Below are 16418 nucleotides of genomic sequence, written 5' to 3'. Positions count from 1 at the left end.
GGCCGCAATGATCGCGGTCCCTAGCGCCCCTCCCCCTTGAGGGGGAGGTTGGGTGGGGGTGTACCACGGCGAGCGTGGACGCTCGGCTTTGCCTCGCTCCCCCCACCCCCAATCCCTCCCCGCCGGGGAGGGGAGACCAATCAAAATAATCGCCGATTGGCCCTTACTTCCCCTTCGCGTTCTGCCAGTCGGTCAGGCCCTTGATGAACTGCGGGCGGGTGCGGGCCTTTTCGGTGAGGACGCCAATCACGCGGTCCACCGGGCGGGCGGCTTCGGCGGGGACCGTGGCCTTGAACGCCTTGAGCTTTTCGATCATCGCCGGATCGTTCGATTGCCCGCCGAGGCTGGCGATGAACGTGACGCGGCTCTGCGCATCCACCAGCGATTCGATCTTCGCGCGGTTGGTCAGGGCGAAGTCGTAGGTCTCGTCCGGGTGCAGGCCGGCCGAAGCGACGATCATGGCCGCGCTGGTGGTCTTGCCCGGCGCATCGGTCAGCGCAAGCTCACGCGCCGCCTTGGCGAGCGAGGCATCGGCGGGGCGGCCCAGCAGCGTGTAGAGGAACTGGCGTTCCACCGCGCTGTTGCTGGCCGCGGCCATGGTCTTGATCGCATCCCAATCGGCCTTGGTCGCATTGCGGGCGACGATGTTGAGCCAGGTCGTCTTGAGCGGACCGTCGAGCGCCTTGGGGTTGCTGGCGAGCATGGCGAAGCGGCGGCGCGCTTCGGCCACGACGTCAGGATCACCCATGGTGCCGAAGCCCCCAATCAGCGTGGAGCGCAGGTCTGCGTCACGCAGGGGCTCGTCCGCCTTGGGTTCAAAGCCCAGCGCCATGAGGCGCGGCTTGTAGGTTCCTGCGACCTTGCCGTAGAGCTTCTTCTGCGCGGCAGGGTCCTTGTCGAGCACGCGCCATGCGCCGACGAAATCGCCGAAAGCATTGGCGAGGACGACGGGATTGGCATTGCCGGGGATGGCCGCCAGCAGATCAAACGAGGGGCCATAGGGCTGGTAGCCGCTGGCCGAGAGCGCGAGGTTGTCGGCAATCAGGCCCATCTGGTCGACCGGCTGCAGGCTCGGCATGGCCTTCTTCAGCGAGCTGAGCATCTGCGGGGTGTAGAGCGAGCGGTAGTAGCCGAGCTGGCCTGCGTTGATCACGATCGGACCACAGCCATTGACCGTGACGGTCGCCTTCCCGCCATCGAGGATCGTGCGCACTGGCTCACCTGAACCTGCCGAGACGATCAGCGGCACCTTCCACTGCTGTGGCTTGGCGGCGACTTCTGCCTGACGGTCGACGCTGAACTCGCTCTGTTCGAGGTTCAGCGTGGCCATGCCCTTCTTGCAGGTCATGCCCGAAACCTTGACCAGCGGAATACCGGGCTTGGTGGTGAAATCGGTTGCGATGGCGGTGAGGCCGGGGGCGCCAGCCTTTTCGATGGCCTGCCACAGGTCCTTCGAGCGGGTGTTGCCGAACTTGTGATCGCGCATGTAGGCGCGCAAACCATCACGCCACACCGTCTCGCCCGCGAAGGATTCGAGCATCGAGATGACCGCTTCGCCCTTCTGGTAGGTGATCGCGTCAAAGGCCTGGTTGGTCTCGTCGACGGTCTTGATCTCCTGCACGATCGGGTGCGTGGTCTTGAAGCCATCGAGGCCCATCGCCGCATCACGACCGTTCACGCGCTCCAGCAGCGGGAACCAGTCGGGGTGGAAGTGCGCGGTGGCCTTGGTTTCCATCCAGCTGGCAAAGCCTTCGTTCAGCCAGAGGTCTTCCCACCATGCCATGGTCACGAGATTGCCGAACCACTGGTGCGCCACTTCGTGGGCCTGCGTGGTGACGATGTTCTGGCGGGCAGCAGCGCTGGTGATGGCCGGATCGTTGAGCAGGATGCGCTCGAACGTCAGGATCGCGCCCCAGTTTTCCATCGCCGAGAAGAACTGCGACTGGCCGGGAGCGGCAACGTTGTCGAGCTTGGGCAGCGGATAGGGCTGGCCGAAGTAATCGGAGTAGTAGGGGATCAGCGGGGCCAGCTCGTCGAGCGCGAAGCGGCCCTGCTCGCCGCTGCCCTTGGGAGCGACGATGCCGACCTGCACGCCGGGAGCGGCTTCCTTGGCCAGCCGCTCGAAATCGCCGAGGCTGAAGAACAGGAGATAGGACGACATCTTCGGGCTGGTGCCGAATGTCACGCGCTTCATGCCACCCGCGAGCGGCTCTTCCTTGGCCACCGGCATGTTGCTGATCGCCATTTGCGAGGCGGGGACGACGGCGGAAAGATCGAAGGTCGCCTTGTAGATCGGCTCGTCGAACATCGGAGCGAAGCGGCGCGCGTCGGGCGCTTCGAACTGGGTGAACAGGCCGCGCACGTCCTTGCCGGTGACCTTGTCAGGGTAATCGAGCGCGAAAAGGCCGTTGGCCTGCGTGTTGATGAAGCCCGAGTAGGTGGTATCGAGGCGGTACTTGCCGGGCTTGAGCGGAGCGGCGGCGGTGAACGTCGCGGTCTGGCTCCTGGCGTCCATCGTCACGGTGACCGGCATCGCCGCGCCGCCTTCGGGCGTGAGCGTGGCGGTGGCGATCTTGAGGTCGAGCGCGTGGAGCGTAAGGGCCGGGGCCGCTTCGGTGACTTCAAGATCGACCGACGAGGTGCCGGTGAAGGTCAGCGCCTTGGCATCGGGCGTGATCGCGATGGTGTAGTGCGAGGGATGCGCGACGCGGGGCAGATCGGTGTGGACGCCAGCGGCAGCGGAAGGATTGAGCGGCGCCTGCTGGGCAATGGCTGACGGGGCGGCAATGGCAATCGAAAGCGCAAGTGCCGAAACAAATGAAATGGTACGCATGCCGACTGTGACTCCCCGGCGCAATGAAGATTGGTTGCACTAGCAACCGGTCGTCGCTCGCGCGACTCCTTTCGACGAACGGCATTGCCTCGCCGACCAATGTCGGTTGAATAATGCCCTTGGAATGAGTGCTCGCTTAACCGAGCGGGAGCCGCAAGGTGGCCTCAAGGCCGGTGATCTGGCCATCGCCACCGCGCCGGTTGGCCAGCGTCAGCGTGCCGCCGTGCTGGTCGGCAATGGCTCGGGCGAGCGTGAGACCGAGTCCGGTCCCGCCGGTGCCGCTGTTGCGCGAGGCATCGAGCCGGGTGAACGGCTCCATCATACGGGCGATCTCGTGCTCGGGAATGCCGGGGCCATCGTCTTCGATGCGCAGAACGGCGGTGCGACCTTCCTTGGCAAGTTTGACGCGTGCCCGTTCGCCATAGCGCAAGGCGTTGGAGACAAGGTTGCGCAAGGCGCGGCGCATCCACGTGGCGCGAACCGGCAGGACGACGCGGTCGGTATCGCCCAGTTCCACGGGCTCGCCCATGTCCTCGAACTCCCCGATGACGTCGGCGACGAGTGCGGAAAGTTCGGTTGGCTCCACAGGGTCCGACGGGCGACCGACGCGGGCGAGCGAGAGGATGTCGTCGAGCGAGCGGTTGATGTCCTCGATCGTTGCGGCCATGCGACCACGCTCGACATCGTCCTCGACCGCCTCAATGCGGACGCGCAGGGCGGCGAGCGGCGTTTTCAGGTCATGCCCGATCGCGCCGAGCATCACGTCCTTTTCATCGAGCATCGCGGCAATGCGCGCTTCCATCGCATTGTGCGCGACGATCAGACCCTGGATGTCTTCGGGCCCGTCTGGCTGAAGCTGGCCATCGAGCGCGCGGTTGCCGGCAAAATCCTCCACGCGGCGGGTGAGCGCCTTGAGCGGCCGCGCCATGCGGCGCAGGATCAGCGCCATGGCCCCGACGAGCACGAAATAGAGCACGATGGTCTGACCGACCAACGGGGCCAGCACGCGCAACTCGCCGCCTTCGGAAAAGACGCGGGTCGAGAGCCATTGCCCGGATGACTGGCGCACCGAGGCAATGACCAGGCGTGGCATCGGCTCTCGGGAGATGGCGGCCAGTTCGCGGCGGTGTCGCTGCATGAATTGCAGGCTGGGCCGGTCAGTGAGCGGATTGCGCTCGAAGACGACCACTTCGGCTGCATCGAAGCCTTGCGCGGCCAGGACTTCGGCCAGTTCACGTTCAACGCGCGGCAGACGGGCTTCGCCTGTGCGTTGGGGCAGAGTCTGGGTACGTTCGAGCCGGAACGGCGGGGGCACGCGATCTTCATCGTCGCGATGCCTGCGCCTGGTTTCAGACATCGGGCCCAGCAGGCGGAAAGCAGCCGAGCTGACCATGCCGGATTCGCGCCGATGGCTCTGCTCCTTCCAGATCAGCACAGCCGAGATCGTCTGCGCAACCAGCAGCGCCAGCGCGATGGCGAGGAGGACCTGACCCTGAAGGCTGCGCGGCCAGAGGCGGAGATTTCTCACCTTGGGGTCAGGCTTCTTCAGGAGTGGGCGCACGCTTGCGCACTTCGGCGGCGAGCATGTAGCCCCCGCCCCACACCGTCTGGATCAGCTGCGGATTGCGGCTGTCGACCTCAACCTTGCGGCGCAGGCGCGATATCTGGTTGTCGACCGCGCGGTCGAACAGGTGCGCCTCGCGGCCTTGCACCATGTCGAGCAGGCGATCACGGTCGAGCACCTGGCGGGGATGGTCGAGGAAGGCCATGAGCAGGCGGAATTCGGCCGAGGAAATGGCGACGACCGCGCCTTCGCGGTCGATCAGGCGGCGCTTCAATGGATCGAGGCGCCAGCCTTCGAACTCGTAGATCACCGCGTCGGACACTTCGCTCGACTGCTTGGTGGCGCGGCGCAGGACCGAACGGATGCGGGCGACCAGTTCGCGCGGGTCGAAAGGCTTTACCACGTAGTCGTCGGCACCGATTTCCAACCCGACGATTCGATCGGTCGATTCGCCCTTGGCGGTGATGAAGATGACCGGCAGGCGCTTGGCCTCGACCAGATGGCGGCAGAGCGACAAGCCGTCCTCGCCCGGCATCATGATGTCGAGCAGGACGAGGTCGCAGCCTGCCTCCAACAGGCGGCTGCGGGCTTCGGCAGCGGTGGCGGCCTGGGTTACGACAAACCCCTGCCGGACGAGGTAGTCCGCCAGGGGTTCGCGCAGCGCAGGTTCGTCATCGACCAGGAGCAGTCGGATCGGCGCTTCGTTCATCGTGGATCAGTTTGCCGGAGGGGGCGGCGGAGGTCCATCACCCATCGCGCCATGACCTGCGTGCGGGCCCTTCATCTTGCCCATCATCGCTTTCATTGCAGCGCGACGCTCTTCAGGCGTGATCTTGCCGTCCTTGTTGGCGTCGGCCATGTCGAAGTGCGCCTTCACGCCAGCGTCGAACTCGGCGCGGGTGACGGTGCCGTCTTTGTTGGCATCGGCCATCATGGCCATGTGCCCGCCAGCCATCATACCACCCATACCGCCGTAGCCGCGACCACCGTGAGGACCCTTGCGATCACCATCATGATCGCCTTCCGGGCCCTTCATCTGCTGGTGATGCGCGATGAATTCGTCGCGGCTGATCGAGCCGTTCTTGTCGGTGTCGATCTCGGCGAACTTCTCTGCCCACTTGGCGCTGCGATCAGCCTGATCGAGCTTGCCGTCCCTGTTGACATCGAGCTTGGCCCACATCTGGTCGGACTTGGCCTTGGCTTCGGTCCAGGTAATGGTCTTGTCGCCATCGGCGTCCATCTTCTGTGCGAAGGCGGGCGTTGCGGCATAGAGCGCCAGCGAGGCCGTTGCCGTCACAGCGGCGAGCGCTGCAATCTGGAATTTCTTCATCGTGGTGCTCCGTAAGCAGGAGAGAGGGAGGAGACTGCGGCCACCGGCACTTCGGCAAGGAGAGGGGGAGGGAAGACCTTGCCCAGGGGGGACTGAACACCGGCGACCGCAGTTCCTATGACACCTATCTAGGCGCACCTTGTCGCGGGACTATGCCGCGCAGGCAGGTTTATTGTCGCAATTTGTCGCGTGAGGCGGCCTGCGTTCATCCCGACGCAAGCCCGCGCCATCAGCCCATCACGAAAGCGTTGAGCTTGTTGCCATCGGGATCGCGGAAATAGGCGGCGTAGAATCCGCCACCGCGCAGGCCCGGCGCGCCTTCATCGCTGCCGCCGTTAGCAAGCGCGATCGCGTGGAGCCGGTCCACCTGCTCATTGTCCTTCGCCTCGAGCGCGACCATCACGCCATTGCCGACGGTTGCGGGCTGACCATCGAACGGAGCCATCGCGCCGATGCCGGCCCCGCCGCCCGGAGCGCCCCATGCGATGCCGGTCTCGAACTCCATCATCCGACCGACGCCCATTTCCGCAGCGATGGCGTCATAGAACTTCGCCGCGCGGGCGAGATCGTTGGTTCCGACGGTGACGTATCCGATCATGGCACTGCTCCTTGTCTGCGATTCGATGTAGGGAACAATACGTGAACATAGACTCTCTCACAAGGGCGAGCAGGCAGCCTCAAGCCATGCCAGATCGTCGCCGGACAGTTGCGGCGCGAGGACTTCGCGGACCTTTGCGTGATAGGCATCGAGCCAAGCGCGCTCCTCGCCCGAGAGCAGCGCCACGTCGATGAGGTCACGCGCGATGGGGGCAAATGTGAGCGTCTCGAAGCCGTAGAATTCGCCCTCGGCCCCGGCTATGTCCCGCCTTTCGACTAGCACGAGGTTCTCGATACGGATGCCGTACTCGCCGGTCTTGTAATAGCCCGGCTCGTTCGAGAGGATCATGCCCGGCATGAGCGGCTGGCCGGTGCCCGCCTGCCCGCCACTGGCCTTGGCGATACGCTGCGGGCCTTCGTGGACGGCAAGGAAGCTGCCGACGCCGTGGCCGGTGCCGTGGGCATAATCGAGGCCCGCTGCCCACAGGAATTGGCGGGCGAAACTGTCGAGCTGGCTGCCTGCGGTTCCCTTGGGGAACACGGCGCGCGCCAAGGCGATGTGGCCCTTGAGCACGCGGGTGAAGCGGTCCTTGACCTCTGCATGGGGGGCATCGGGGCCGACCCAGACCGTGCGGGTGATGTCGGTGGTGCCATCGACGTACTGCCCGCCCGAATCGACCAGATAGACGCTGTTGGGTTCGAGCGTGCGGCTGGTTTCCTCGCTGACGCGGTAGTGCACGACAGCCCCGTTCGGCCCCGCGCCCGAGATCGTGTCGAACGACAGATCCTTGAGCAGCCCGCCCTCGGCGCGGAATGCCTGAAGGCGATCAGCGGCAGACAGTTCGGTGACGCTGCCCTTGGGTGCTTCGACCTCGACCCAGCGCAGGAAGCGGGCGATGGCGGCACCATCGCGCGCCTGCGCGGCGCGATGACCGGCTTGCTCGGCGGCGTTCTTGATCGCCTTGGGCAGGACGACCGGGTCGATGACTTCAACGACTTGCGCGCCTGCGCCTTCGAGCGCCTGAAATATTGCGGCAACGGCGCGTTCGGGATCTGCGGCAACCTTCTTGCCTCTGAGCGCCTGAAGCGCGGGCACGAAAGCCTCGCGCGGCTGGACGCGCACGGCGTTGCCGAGATGTGCGGTAAGGTCTGGCGTCACCTTCTCGGGTGCGATGAACAGGTCTGCCGTGCCATCGGCATTTGCGATCACGAACGACAACGCAACCGGCGTACGGTCCACGTCGGCGCCGCGGATATTGAGCAGCCATGCGACGGAATCGAGCGCGGTGATGACGGCGGCGTCCAGCCCTTGCGAGGTGAGCCATTCGGCAACTTCCGCACGCTTCTCGGTCGCGGACTTGCCTGCGTGTTCGGTCGCGTGAGGGACAGCCACGGCGAGTGAAGGCGCGGGCTGGTCCTGCCATACCGCGTCAACCGGATTGCTGGCCACGGCCACCAGCGTTGCGCCACGGGCTTCCAGCGCCTTTGCCACGCCTTGTGCCCAGCCCTTTGCATGGAGCCAGGCATCGTAGCCGATCCGCGCGCCTTGCGGGGCGTGGCTGCCAAGCCATTCGGCCACGCTGGTCTGCGGCACAGACTGGTACGACCACAGCTTTCCGTCCACCTGATCGCGCACCTGCAGGGTATAGCGCCCGTCGACGAAGATCGCGGCTTCATTGGCCAGCACAACTGCCGTGCCTGCCGAACCGCCAAAGCCGGTGAGCCATTCCAGCCGCTGGGCATAGGCGCCGACATATTCGCTCATGTGCTCGTCGGAAATGGGGATGACGAAGCCGTCGAGGCCGTCCTTGGCCAGCTGCTTGCGCAAGGCGTCAAGACGGGCTTCATGTGTCTGCATCAGCATGGGATAAGTCCTGAATGAAGGCGGCCCGCCTTGCGGGCATCATGCGCACAACATAGATGCGGGGGATGAGCATTGCCACACCTCCTGTCGCCGCCAAGAAGCCGCACAGCTTTTCGCACCATGGCCTGACCGTCACCGACGATTACGCATGGCTGCGCGATCCGGGCTATCCGGAGGTGAAGGACAAGGAGGTCCTTGCCCATCTCGAGGCGGAAAACGCCTGGTTCGAGAGCCGCATGGCCGAGCGCCAGCCGGTGATCAATGCGCTGTTCAAGGAAATGCGCGGCCGCATCAAGGAGGCTGACAAGTCGGTCCCGCAGAAGGATGGCGATTTCCTCTACTGGATCGAGTTCGAGGAAGGCGCCGAATACAAGAAGTGGTGGCGCCGCCCGGTCGGCGCGCCCGACGATGGCAGCGCGGACGAGCTGATCCTTGACGAAGTCGCGCTGGCCGAGGGCAAGGAATACTTCCGGTTGGGCGCGATTGCCGTATCGAAGGACGGCACCAAGCTGGCGTGGTCGGTGGACGACAATGGCTCGGAGCGCTTCACCGCGCGGATCAAGGTGATTGCCACCGGCGAAGTCCTGCCCGACGAGATTCCGGGCACGCTGTCCGGCCTGATCTGGGTGAAGGACGATACCGGCCTCGTCTACAGCCTCGCCAACGAAAACTGGCGGACCGACAACGCGCGGCTGCACTGGATCGGCCAGCCGCTGGAGAACGACGTCGAACTCTACCACGAGGATGACGAAGGCTTCCGCGTCGGCGCGTCGCTTTCGGCCAACGAGAAGTGGCTGATCATCTCGACCGGCGACCATGAGACTGGCGAAGTGCGGCTGGTGCCAACCGATGATCCGCTGGCAGAACCGCTGCTGGTCAAGCCGCGCCAGAAGGGCGTTGAGTACGACGTCGATGAGCGTGACGGCGTGCTCTACATCCACGCCAACGACACCCACGAGAATTTCCGCCTAGCAACGGCGCCATTGTCCAGCCCCGGCGATTGGACCACGTTGATCGAAGGCACCGACGACTTCTACCTCACCGGCTTCGACCTGTTCCGCAATTTCTACGTCACCGAAGGCCGGGTGCGCGGGTTGGACCGGATCGAGGTGCGCTATTACGACGATCCTTCGCGCGTCGAACCGATCGAGTTTCCCGAAGAGAGCTACGAAGCTTCGCTTGGCGACAATCCCGAATGGGACATGAGCGTGCTGCGGGTGGGCTATGAGTCGATGGTCAGCCCTGCTTCGTCATATGATTACGACGTTGCCACGCGCAGCCTCAAGCTGCTCAAGGTGCAGGAAATCCCGAGCGGTTATGACGCTTCGCTCTATGAAACCGCGCGTCTTGAAATCGCCGCGCGCGATGGCACGATGGTGCCGGTCAGCGTGGTCTGGAGGAAGGATCGCGCACCCGGCGGACCGCTGCATCTTTATGGCTACGGCGCCTATGGCATCGCCATCGGACCCGGCTTCTCGACAACGCGGCTCAGCCTTGTCGATCGCGGCTTTGCCTATGCCATCGCGCATATCCGCGGCGGCGACGACCTTGGCCGCGCCTGGTACAAGGCGGGCAAGCTCGAGGCGCGGACCAACACCTTCAACGACTTCGTGGATGTCGCCAAGGGCCTGATCGAGCGCGGATTCACGGCTCCGGGCAAGATCAGCATCTCGGGCGGTTCGGCCGGTGGCGAACTGATGGGCGCGGTGATCAATTCCAACCCTGAGCTTTGGGGCGCGGTCGTGGCGCATGTGCCGTTCGTCGACGTGCTCAACACCATGCTCGACGAGGAACTGCCGCTCACTCCCGGCGAGTGGCCCGAATGGGGCAATCCTATCGAGGACAAGGCGGCGTTCGAGCTGATCCGGTCCTATTCGCCCTATGATCAGGTTAGTCCCCAAGCCTACCCGCCGCTGATGGTGACCGCAGGGCTGAACGATCCGCGCGTGACCTACTGGGAACCTGCCAAGTGGGTGGCTCGTCTGCGCGAGGTGAAGACCGACGGCAACGAGCTGATCCTCAAGACCAACATGGGCGCAGGCCACGGCGGCAAGTCGGGCAGGTTCGAGAGCTTGAAGGAAACGGCGGAGGAATTCGCCTTCATCCTGTGGCAGCTAGGGGTGGACGCTTGAGCAACCGCCACACCCTGACCTTCACCGCAGGCCCCGAGCACATCGACGAGTTGGGCCACGTCAACAATGCGGTGTGGGTGAACTGGATTCAGGACATTGCCACCGCGCACTGGTCTGCAGTGGCCTCGCCAGAACACCAGGACGCATACGTCTGGGTCGTGACGCGGCATGAGATCGACTATCGCGGCAACATCGTGTCTGGAGAGAGCGTGACTGCCGAGACTTTCATTCCGGAACCACCCACCGGCGCGCGATTCGACCGGCGGGTGGACTTCCGCAACGCTGCGGGCAAGGTCATCGTCAGCGCCAAGACCACCTGGGCGATCATCGACCGTGCCTCGGGCCGCATCCTGCGCGTTCCCAAGGACGTGGCCGCGCCGTTCCTGCCTTAGGCGATTTCGCGTCCGGCAGGTTCAAAGCCTGTCACTTTCTCGCGCATCGTCCGGTTCCGGCCGAGGCGCTTGGCTTCGTAAAGCAACTGGTCGCAGCGGGCGTAGAGCGAGGCGAAGTCGATCTGCAGGTTTCCGCGGGTATCGTGCTCGACCAGCCCCATGCTCGCCGTGACAATGTGTTCGAGGCCCGGGACTTCGGCGGTGATGCGGGTGGTGATCGCCCTGCGGCAACGCTCTGCGCGGGCCGCGGCATCGACCCCGCGCAGCAGGAGCAGGAACTCCTCGCCTCCCATGCGGATGGCCTTGGTGTCGCGATCGTCGGTCAGGGCCCCGGCGGCTGCACGCAGGACAATGTCGCCGGTGGAATGGCCGTGGGTATCGTTGACCACCTTGAAATGATCGAGATCTATCACCGCCATGGTGCGGAATCCGCGTTCGAACAGGTTCTCAAAGCGCTTTTCGATCGTCCGCCGGTTGCGCAGGCCGGTCAGCGGATCGCGGTCGGCCACGCCTTCGAGTTCGAGCGCGCGCGCGGTGGCGCGGTCGCGCTCCTGGCGCACCGCAACGAAGCGATTGACGATGCCGAGCGCGGTCACCAGCACTTCGAGCGCCAGTGCCAGCTGGTACAGCTCGATGGCTTCGGTCGGATGCAGGCCGGGCACGAGGTAGGCGATGATCCGCCACGAGCCGATGGCCATGATCGGCGTCCATGCCACGATCTGAAGCCCCACGAACCTGCTGCCGCGACGCCTTGCATCCCAGAGCATCGTCGCCAGCACGATGATCACTGCCCCGATCGAGATGTGCATCGCAGGGGCAGACCACGACCGCACGGCTTCTGCCGGAATCGAACACACGATGCCGACAGCCCAGACTGCCGGCCCGGTCCGCGTGGCCAGACGGCGCAGGCGGGGTGACAGCGCATCGGCCTCGATGAACGTTGCCGCAAACATCAGCGCCGCTCCGGCCATTGTCGAGAAGGCTATGTTGGAGGCCTGCCATTCCCACAGGGCATGAAAGCCGAACATGACATGGAAGAAGCCGGTGGCAAAAGCCGCCTGCACCAGCATCGATGCCACCATCACGAGATGCCAGATGACGTAGCGTTCAGGCAGGACCGAATAGAAGGCGGTGTTTATCAGGAGTGGCACGAGCAGCATCCCGCAGATCGCCGCCATCGCCACGATCCTTTGCAAGGGCCAGCCGCTGCCTTCGGGAAACGGATCGAGCCGCATCTCGCTGAGCGTGGTCTTGCTCCAAGGACGGACTACGCGCACTGCGACCGCGCGGGTATCGGACGTTACGCCCGGCACAGGCACAACCATGTAGGGACCTGTCGCCAGGTGGTGGACGTCCGCTGGCCACGACGAAAACCATCGGGCCTTCCCGTTGGCTTCGATCACCCCCACGTCGATGCGTTCGAAATTGCCCGTATGCGTGACGACGCTTTGCGGCAGGACACGACCTTCGGCCTGCCCCAGTTCGAAACGGACGAGCACGGCGTCGGTCGAGAGGCTCCAGCCACCGTTGTCGCAGCGCCAGCGTTCAGGCCGGGCATCGACGTCGGCCCACCTTTCGCCCACCGCTGCATCGGCGTGGCACATGCGCTCGGGACGAACGTTCTGCGCCCCTGCCGTCACTGGCAATGCGCCAGCAAACAGCAGGACGAAGAGGCACAGCCAACGTCCGATCCCACCAGTCATGCTGCACAAGCTAGACGAGCAAGCTTAGGAGCCCGTTAATTGCCAGCAACAAACAGCCTGAAGTTTCCCTGAGAATGGAATTGCGAATTGTTCACCCGGGTAAGGTCCGCGTGAACAATCACAAGACGTTACCGTCCTTGTCGCGATAGATCTCCCGACGGCCGACATGGTTGGCCGGCCCTACCAGACCATCGGCTTCCATCCGCTCGATCCACTTCGATGCGGTATTGTAGCCGACGCCCATCTGGCGCTGGATCCAGCTGGCCGAAGCCTTCTGGCTTTCGAACACCAGCTGGCACACCTGGCGGTACTTGCGGTCTTCCGGGTTGTCCGAGGCACTGTCGATATCGTCGAAGCCGAAACCGCCATCCTCGGGCTCTTCGGTGACCGAATCGACGTAGTCCGGGCTGCCCTGCCCGCGCCAGTGATCGGCGACCTTCTCGACTTCCTCGTCCGAAACGAATGGGCCGTGGACGCGCTTTATCGGGTCGGTGTTCGGCTTGTAGAGCATGTCGCCCTTGCCCAGCAGCTGCTCTGCGCCCTGTTCGCCAAGGATAGTGCGACTGTCGATGCGGCTGGTCACGGCAAACGAGATGCGCGTCGGCAGGTTGGCCTTGATCACGCCGGTGATGACGTCGACCGACGGGCGCTGCGTGGCCATGATCAGGTGGATGCCTGCCGCGCGGCTCTTCTGCGAAAGGCGCTGGATCAGGACTTCGATCTCCTTGCCGACGGTGACCATGAGGTCGGCCAGCTCATCGACGATGACCACGATCTGCGGCAGCACTTCGTAATCGAGCTGCTGTTCCTCGAACAGTTCCTCGCCCGTATCGGGATCAAAGCCGACCTGGATGCGGCGGCCGAGCGGCTTGCCCTTGGCTTGCGCCGCGCGGACTTTCTCGTTGAAGCCCGAGATGTTGCGCACGCCGATCGAGGACATCTGGCGATAGCGCCGCTCCATTTCCTCGACCGCCCACTTGAGCGCACGCACCGCCTTCGAAGGCTCGGTCACCACCGGCGAAAGCAGGTGCGGGATGTCGTCGTAGGATTTGAGTTCGAGCACCTTGGGATCGACGAGGATCATGCGGCATTGCGCGGGCGTCAGCCGGTAGAGCAGCGAGAGCAGGATGCAGTTGAGCCCGACCGACTTGCCCGAGCCGGTGGTGCCCGCAACCAGCAGGTGCGGCATCGTGGCAAGGTCAGCCACGATAGGCTCGCCCGAGATATCCTTGCCCAGAATGATCGGCAGCAGCGCCTTGGAACTGACGAACTTTTCGCAGGCCACCAGTTCGCGGAAGCCCACCATGTCGCGGATCGCATTGGGCAGTTCGATGCCCATGACGGTGCGGCCGGGAATGGCCGAGACGCGCGCCGAAATCGCGCTCATATTGCGGGCGATGTCGTCCGCCAGGCCGATCACGCGGCTGGCCTTGATGCCGGGTGCCGGTTCCAGTTCGTACATCGTGACCACCGGCCCGGTGCGGACGGCGGTGATCTCGCCCTTCACGTTGAAATCGTCGAGCACGTTTTCGAGCAGGCGCGCGTTGCGTTCGAGCGCCAGCTTGTCGATCTTCTGCACCGAGCCTGCCGGCGCTTCGACCAGCAGGTCGATCGAGGGCAATTCGTACTTGTTGTCGAACAGATCGCCCTGTCGTGCCTTGGGCGGAGCTGCGGCAACCGTCGGCGTACGCGTGGGATCGCTGATCTCGGTAGGCTTGCGCTGCGCCAGCGCGTCCTCGAGGTCGATGCTGTCGGCAGCGGCGCGCGCTTCCTTGTCGCGGCGGTCCTTGCGGGGCGAGGGAGCAGGCGTTTCGTCCTCGGCATCCTCGTCGCCGTCAATGTCCTGCGGCGCGCGGCGGAGGAACGGCGGCAGCGTGAGCATCTGCGCCCAGTCGAAAGCAAAGACCCTTGCCGCAAGGGCCAGCCCTCCGACCAGTGCAACGAGGCCGAGCGGCACGCTGATCCACTGCGGGGCAATTTGCGGAACGAGCCTTGCAAGCGCGTTGATCGCTGCGGCACCAAGAAGCCCTGAAAGGCCCCCCGGGCCTGCCGGCAGGCGGCTTGCCGTACTCGAAGCCCAGAGCGCAAGTGCCGTGCCGATCAGCGCCATGGCCAGCAGCAGGACAAGCGCTGGACGCCACCAGCGCGGTGCGGGCACCGCCTCGCCGTCCTCGTCTTCCTCGTCGATGTCGATCAGGTCGCTCTCGGCTTCCCACATGCGCCGCGCGAACACCCACATCAGCGGGAGCAGCAAGGCACCGGGCAAACCGAACAGCATCAGCACCTTGTCAGAGGCCCATGCTCCGGCCAGCCCCATCCAGTTCTCCACCGGGCTGCCCGAAGCGGTGCTGCCGGAAGGATCGGTCTGGGTATAGCTGACAAGCGCGAGCGCGAGGAACAGCAGCGCGGCGGCCATGATTCCGCCGCCGAGCAGTTCGAGACTGCGGCGCAGCGAACGGCGCAGGACCGCACGCCAGTCTGCCCCGCGCAGGCCGGAGCTGCGCTTTCCGGGCGCGCGCGATCCAGCGTCCCGCACGCTGGCGGTCCGCCCTTTCGCGGTGTTTGCTGCCCGGCTTGCCATGTCTTTGCCTAATCCCTGCCCTTGCCGAACACATCATGCGCCCGAACGGGACTCACCGTCAAGAATCCCGACAGGAATTGCGACCAATCAAGGCGTTACGGCAAGCCCATCGATCGCAGCCCAACCGTGCACCGGCAATCGCGCGGCCCGCGCCGCTGTCATCCCGCCCAGCGCGATCACCGGAAGCGGTGAGCGTCGGGCCAACAGCAGAAATTTGACCGCGCCCAGCACCGGCGCTCCGGGGTGCGACCGCGTCGGGAACACTGGCGAAAGCAGGATCGCATGCGCCCCTGCCCTGACCGCCGCTCCGATCTCGGCCAGCGAATGCGCGGTGGCCAGCCGCAAGCCGCTCTGCCCTGCGACCGCGCGGGGTGATCCATAGACGCCGTCAAGGCCCCAGCTTCGCGGCACCCGTGCACCGATCACGGCGACCCCGCGCCTTTGTGCCAGCATTCGCAAAGTCACGAACCGAGCGCGCCGAGCCGGGCCGGCAAGATGATAATGCCGGAACGCCAGCGCATCGCCGCCCCCCATCCGCGACAGGGCGCGCTCAAGGCCTGCGTCATTGCGCGCATCGCTTAGCAATACGCGTCGCGGCAAATCCCTTGCGGTGGTCTGGGCCCTTGCGATGGTCTGGCGCTTTCCCATCGCCGCGCTATAGCACCGCGCCATGGAACAGGCAGTACCCTCATCACCGCTCGAACAGGTCCGCGCCAGCATCGCCAAGGCCGCCCGCATTGCCGGACGCAATGCCGAGGACGTGACGCTGGTCGCCGTATCCAAGACCAAGCCCGCCGGGGCAATCCTCGCTCTGATTGCGCAAGGGCAGCGTGTGTTCGGCGAGAATCGGGTGCAGGAGGTGCAGGACAAGTGGCCCGCAATCCGCGCCGCGTATCCCGATGTCGAATTGCACCTCGTCGGCCAGCTGCAGTCGAACAAGGCCGAGGACGCCATCGCACTGTTTGACTGCATCCACTCGGTTGATCGCCCCAGCCTCGTCACAGCATTGGGCAAGGCGCAGGACAAGCTGGGACGCAAGGTGCCCTGCTTCGTACAGGTCAACATCGGCAACGAGGAGCAGAAGGGTGGCTGCGCCGTGGCAGACCTTCCCGCCTTGCTGGCGCAGGCGCGCGAAGCCGGCCTCGACGTCATCGGACTGATGTGCGTGCCACCCGCCGGGATCGAGGCCGCACCATTCTTCGCGCTGCTCGACAAGCTGGCGGACGACAACGGCCTTGCCGCCCTGTCAATGGGCATGAGCGACGATTTCGAGACTGCGGTGCAGCTTGGCGCGACCCATGTCCGGGTCGGATCGGCATTGTTCGGCGCCCGCTGACGGCGCAGCACGTCGGCAGGTCAACGTGGGCGCCGCTGGCACCTTATGGTTAGCGAAGGATCACCGCATCCTTGCGCAATGCGTCG

At 64.9% G+C, this 16418-nt stretch carries 12 protein-coding genes; 3 read left to right on the top strand and 9 right to left on the bottom strand.

Annotated features, from left to right (window positions below; genetic code table 11):
• Window positions 1-163 precede the first annotated feature (163 nt).
• From ACZ1JW_RS07400 to ACZ1JW_RS07375, 6 genes are all read right to left on the bottom strand, one after another.
• Complete coding sequence (locus ACZ1JW_RS07400; protein WP_465142503.1) at window positions 164-2833, bottom strand: M1 family metallopeptidase; 2670 nt, start codon at window positions 2831-2833, stop codon at window positions 164-166.
• A gap of 136 nt (window positions 2834-2969) precedes the next feature.
• Window positions 2970-4361, bottom strand: a complete 1392-nt coding sequence (locus ACZ1JW_RS07395) for a sensor histidine kinase (protein WP_465142502.1) — start codon at window positions 4359-4361, stop codon at window positions 2970-2972.
• Between the two features lie 7 nt (window positions 4362-4368).
• A complete protein-coding gene (locus ACZ1JW_RS07390; protein ID WP_465142501.1) occupies window positions 4369-5106 on the bottom strand; it encodes a response regulator in 738 nt (245 codons plus the stop codon).
• 6 nt (window positions 5107-5112) lie between these two features.
• On the bottom strand, window positions 5113-5727 hold the full coding sequence (locus ACZ1JW_RS07385; protein ID WP_465142500.1) for an EF-hand domain-containing protein: 615 nt from the start codon (window positions 5725-5727) through the stop codon (window positions 5113-5115).
• 229 nt (window positions 5728-5956) lie between these two features.
• Window positions 5957-6325 carry a VOC family protein gene (locus ACZ1JW_RS07380; protein WP_465124163.1) on the bottom strand — a complete coding sequence of 123 codons (369 nt, stop codon included), beginning with the start codon at window positions 6323-6325 and terminating at the stop codon, window positions 5957-5959.
• Window positions 6326-6382: 57 nt separating this feature from the next.
• Window positions 6383-8188 carry an aminopeptidase P family protein gene (locus tag ACZ1JW_RS07375; protein WP_465142499.1) on the bottom strand — a complete coding sequence of 602 codons (1806 nt, stop codon included), beginning with the start codon at window positions 8186-8188 and terminating at the stop codon, window positions 6383-6385.
• A gap of 56 nt (window positions 8189-8244) precedes the next feature.
• Here ACZ1JW_RS07375 and ACZ1JW_RS07370 point away from each other — a divergent pair, with 56 nt between their 5' ends.
• The gene (locus ACZ1JW_RS07370) at window positions 8245-10320 is read left to right on the top strand and encodes a S9 family peptidase (RefSeq protein ID WP_465124165.1); all 2076 of its coding nucleotides are present in this window, start codon (window positions 8245-8247) and stop codon (window positions 10318-10320) included.
• Window positions 10317-10712, top strand: coding sequence for an acyl-CoA thioesterase (locus tag ACZ1JW_RS07365; protein ID WP_465124166.1), 396 nt, complete (start codon window positions 10317-10319; stop codon window positions 10710-10712). Before ACZ1JW_RS07370 ends, ACZ1JW_RS07365 begins: the two co-directional genes overlap by 4 nt.
• Here the strand turns inward: ACZ1JW_RS07365 and ACZ1JW_RS07360 are convergent.
• The 3 genes from ACZ1JW_RS07360 to ACZ1JW_RS07350 all read right to left on the bottom strand — a co-directional run bounded on the left by ACZ1JW_RS07360 (window position 10709) and on the right by ACZ1JW_RS07350 (window position 15644).
• Window positions 10709-12415 carry a sensor domain-containing diguanylate cyclase gene (locus ACZ1JW_RS07360; RefSeq protein WP_465142498.1) on the bottom strand — a complete coding sequence of 569 codons (1707 nt, stop codon included), beginning with the start codon at window positions 12413-12415 and terminating at the stop codon, window positions 10709-10711. The two genes, ACZ1JW_RS07365 and ACZ1JW_RS07360, sit on opposite strands and share 4 nt — an antisense overlap.
• Before the next feature lie 118 nt (window positions 12416-12533).
• Entirely contained in the window at window positions 12534-14996 is a 2463-nt protein-coding gene (locus ACZ1JW_RS07355; protein WP_465142497.1) for a DNA translocase FtsK, read from the bottom strand.
• Window positions 14997-15083: 87 nt separating this feature from the next.
• Complete coding sequence (locus ACZ1JW_RS07350; protein ID WP_465124169.1) at window positions 15084-15644, bottom strand: thiamine phosphate synthase; 561 nt, start codon at window positions 15642-15644, stop codon at window positions 15084-15086.
• Window positions 15645-15666: 22 nt separating this feature from the next.
• Between ACZ1JW_RS07350 and ACZ1JW_RS07345 the strand changes: the two genes are divergently transcribed.
• Window positions 15667-16332: a YggS family pyridoxal phosphate-dependent enzyme gene (locus tag ACZ1JW_RS07345; protein WP_465142496.1), complete on the top strand. Its 666-nt coding sequence runs from the start codon at window positions 15667-15669 to the stop codon at window positions 16330-16332.
• Window positions 16333-16418 lie beyond the last annotated feature (86 nt).

It is taken from the genome of Novosphingobium sp. BL-A-28-Hi1-0D (assembly GCF_055521755.1).
Note: the sequence above shows the minus strand (reverse complement) of the source record. Positions and strands in the feature narration are given on the sequence as shown.

Bases quoted from the DNA above. Each gene is read 5' to 3' on its own strand.
- ACZ1JW_RS07380 (WP_465124163.1), bottom strand. From the start codon at position 6,325: ATGATCGGATACGTCACCGTCGGAACCAACGATCTCGCCCGCGCGGCG.
- ACZ1JW_RS07350 (WP_465124169.1), bottom strand. From the start codon at position 15,644: ATGGGAAAGCGCCAGACCATCGCAAGGGCCCAGACCACCGCAAGGGAT.
- ACZ1JW_RS07400 (WP_465142503.1), bottom strand. From the start codon at position 2,833: ATGCGTACCATTTCATTTGTTTCGGCACTTGCGCTTTCGATTGCCATT.
- ACZ1JW_RS07390 (WP_465142501.1), bottom strand. From the start codon at position 5,106: ATGAACGAAGCGCCGATCCGACTGCTCCTGGTCGATGACGAACCTGCG.
- ACZ1JW_RS07360 (WP_465142498.1), bottom strand. From the start codon at position 12,415: ATGACTGGTGGGATCGGACGTTGGCTGTGCCTCTTCGTCCTGCTGTTT.
- ACZ1JW_RS07370 (WP_465124165.1), top strand. From the start codon at position 8,245: ATGCGGGGGATGAGCATTGCCACACCTCCTGTCGCCGCCAAGAAGCCG.
- ACZ1JW_RS07355 (WP_465142497.1), bottom strand. From the start codon at position 14,996: ATGGCAAGCCGGGCAGCAAACACCGCGAAAGGGCGGACCGCCAGCGTG.
- ACZ1JW_RS07375 (WP_465142499.1), bottom strand. From the start codon at position 8,188: ATGCTGATGCAGACACATGAAGCCCGTCTTGACGCCTTGCGCAAGCAG.
- ACZ1JW_RS07385 (WP_465142500.1), bottom strand. From the start codon at position 5,727: ATGAAGAAATTCCAGATTGCAGCGCTCGCCGCTGTGACGGCAACGGCC.
- ACZ1JW_RS07345 (WP_465142496.1), top strand. From the start codon at position 15,667: ATGGAACAGGCAGTACCCTCATCACCGCTCGAACAGGTCCGCGCCAGC.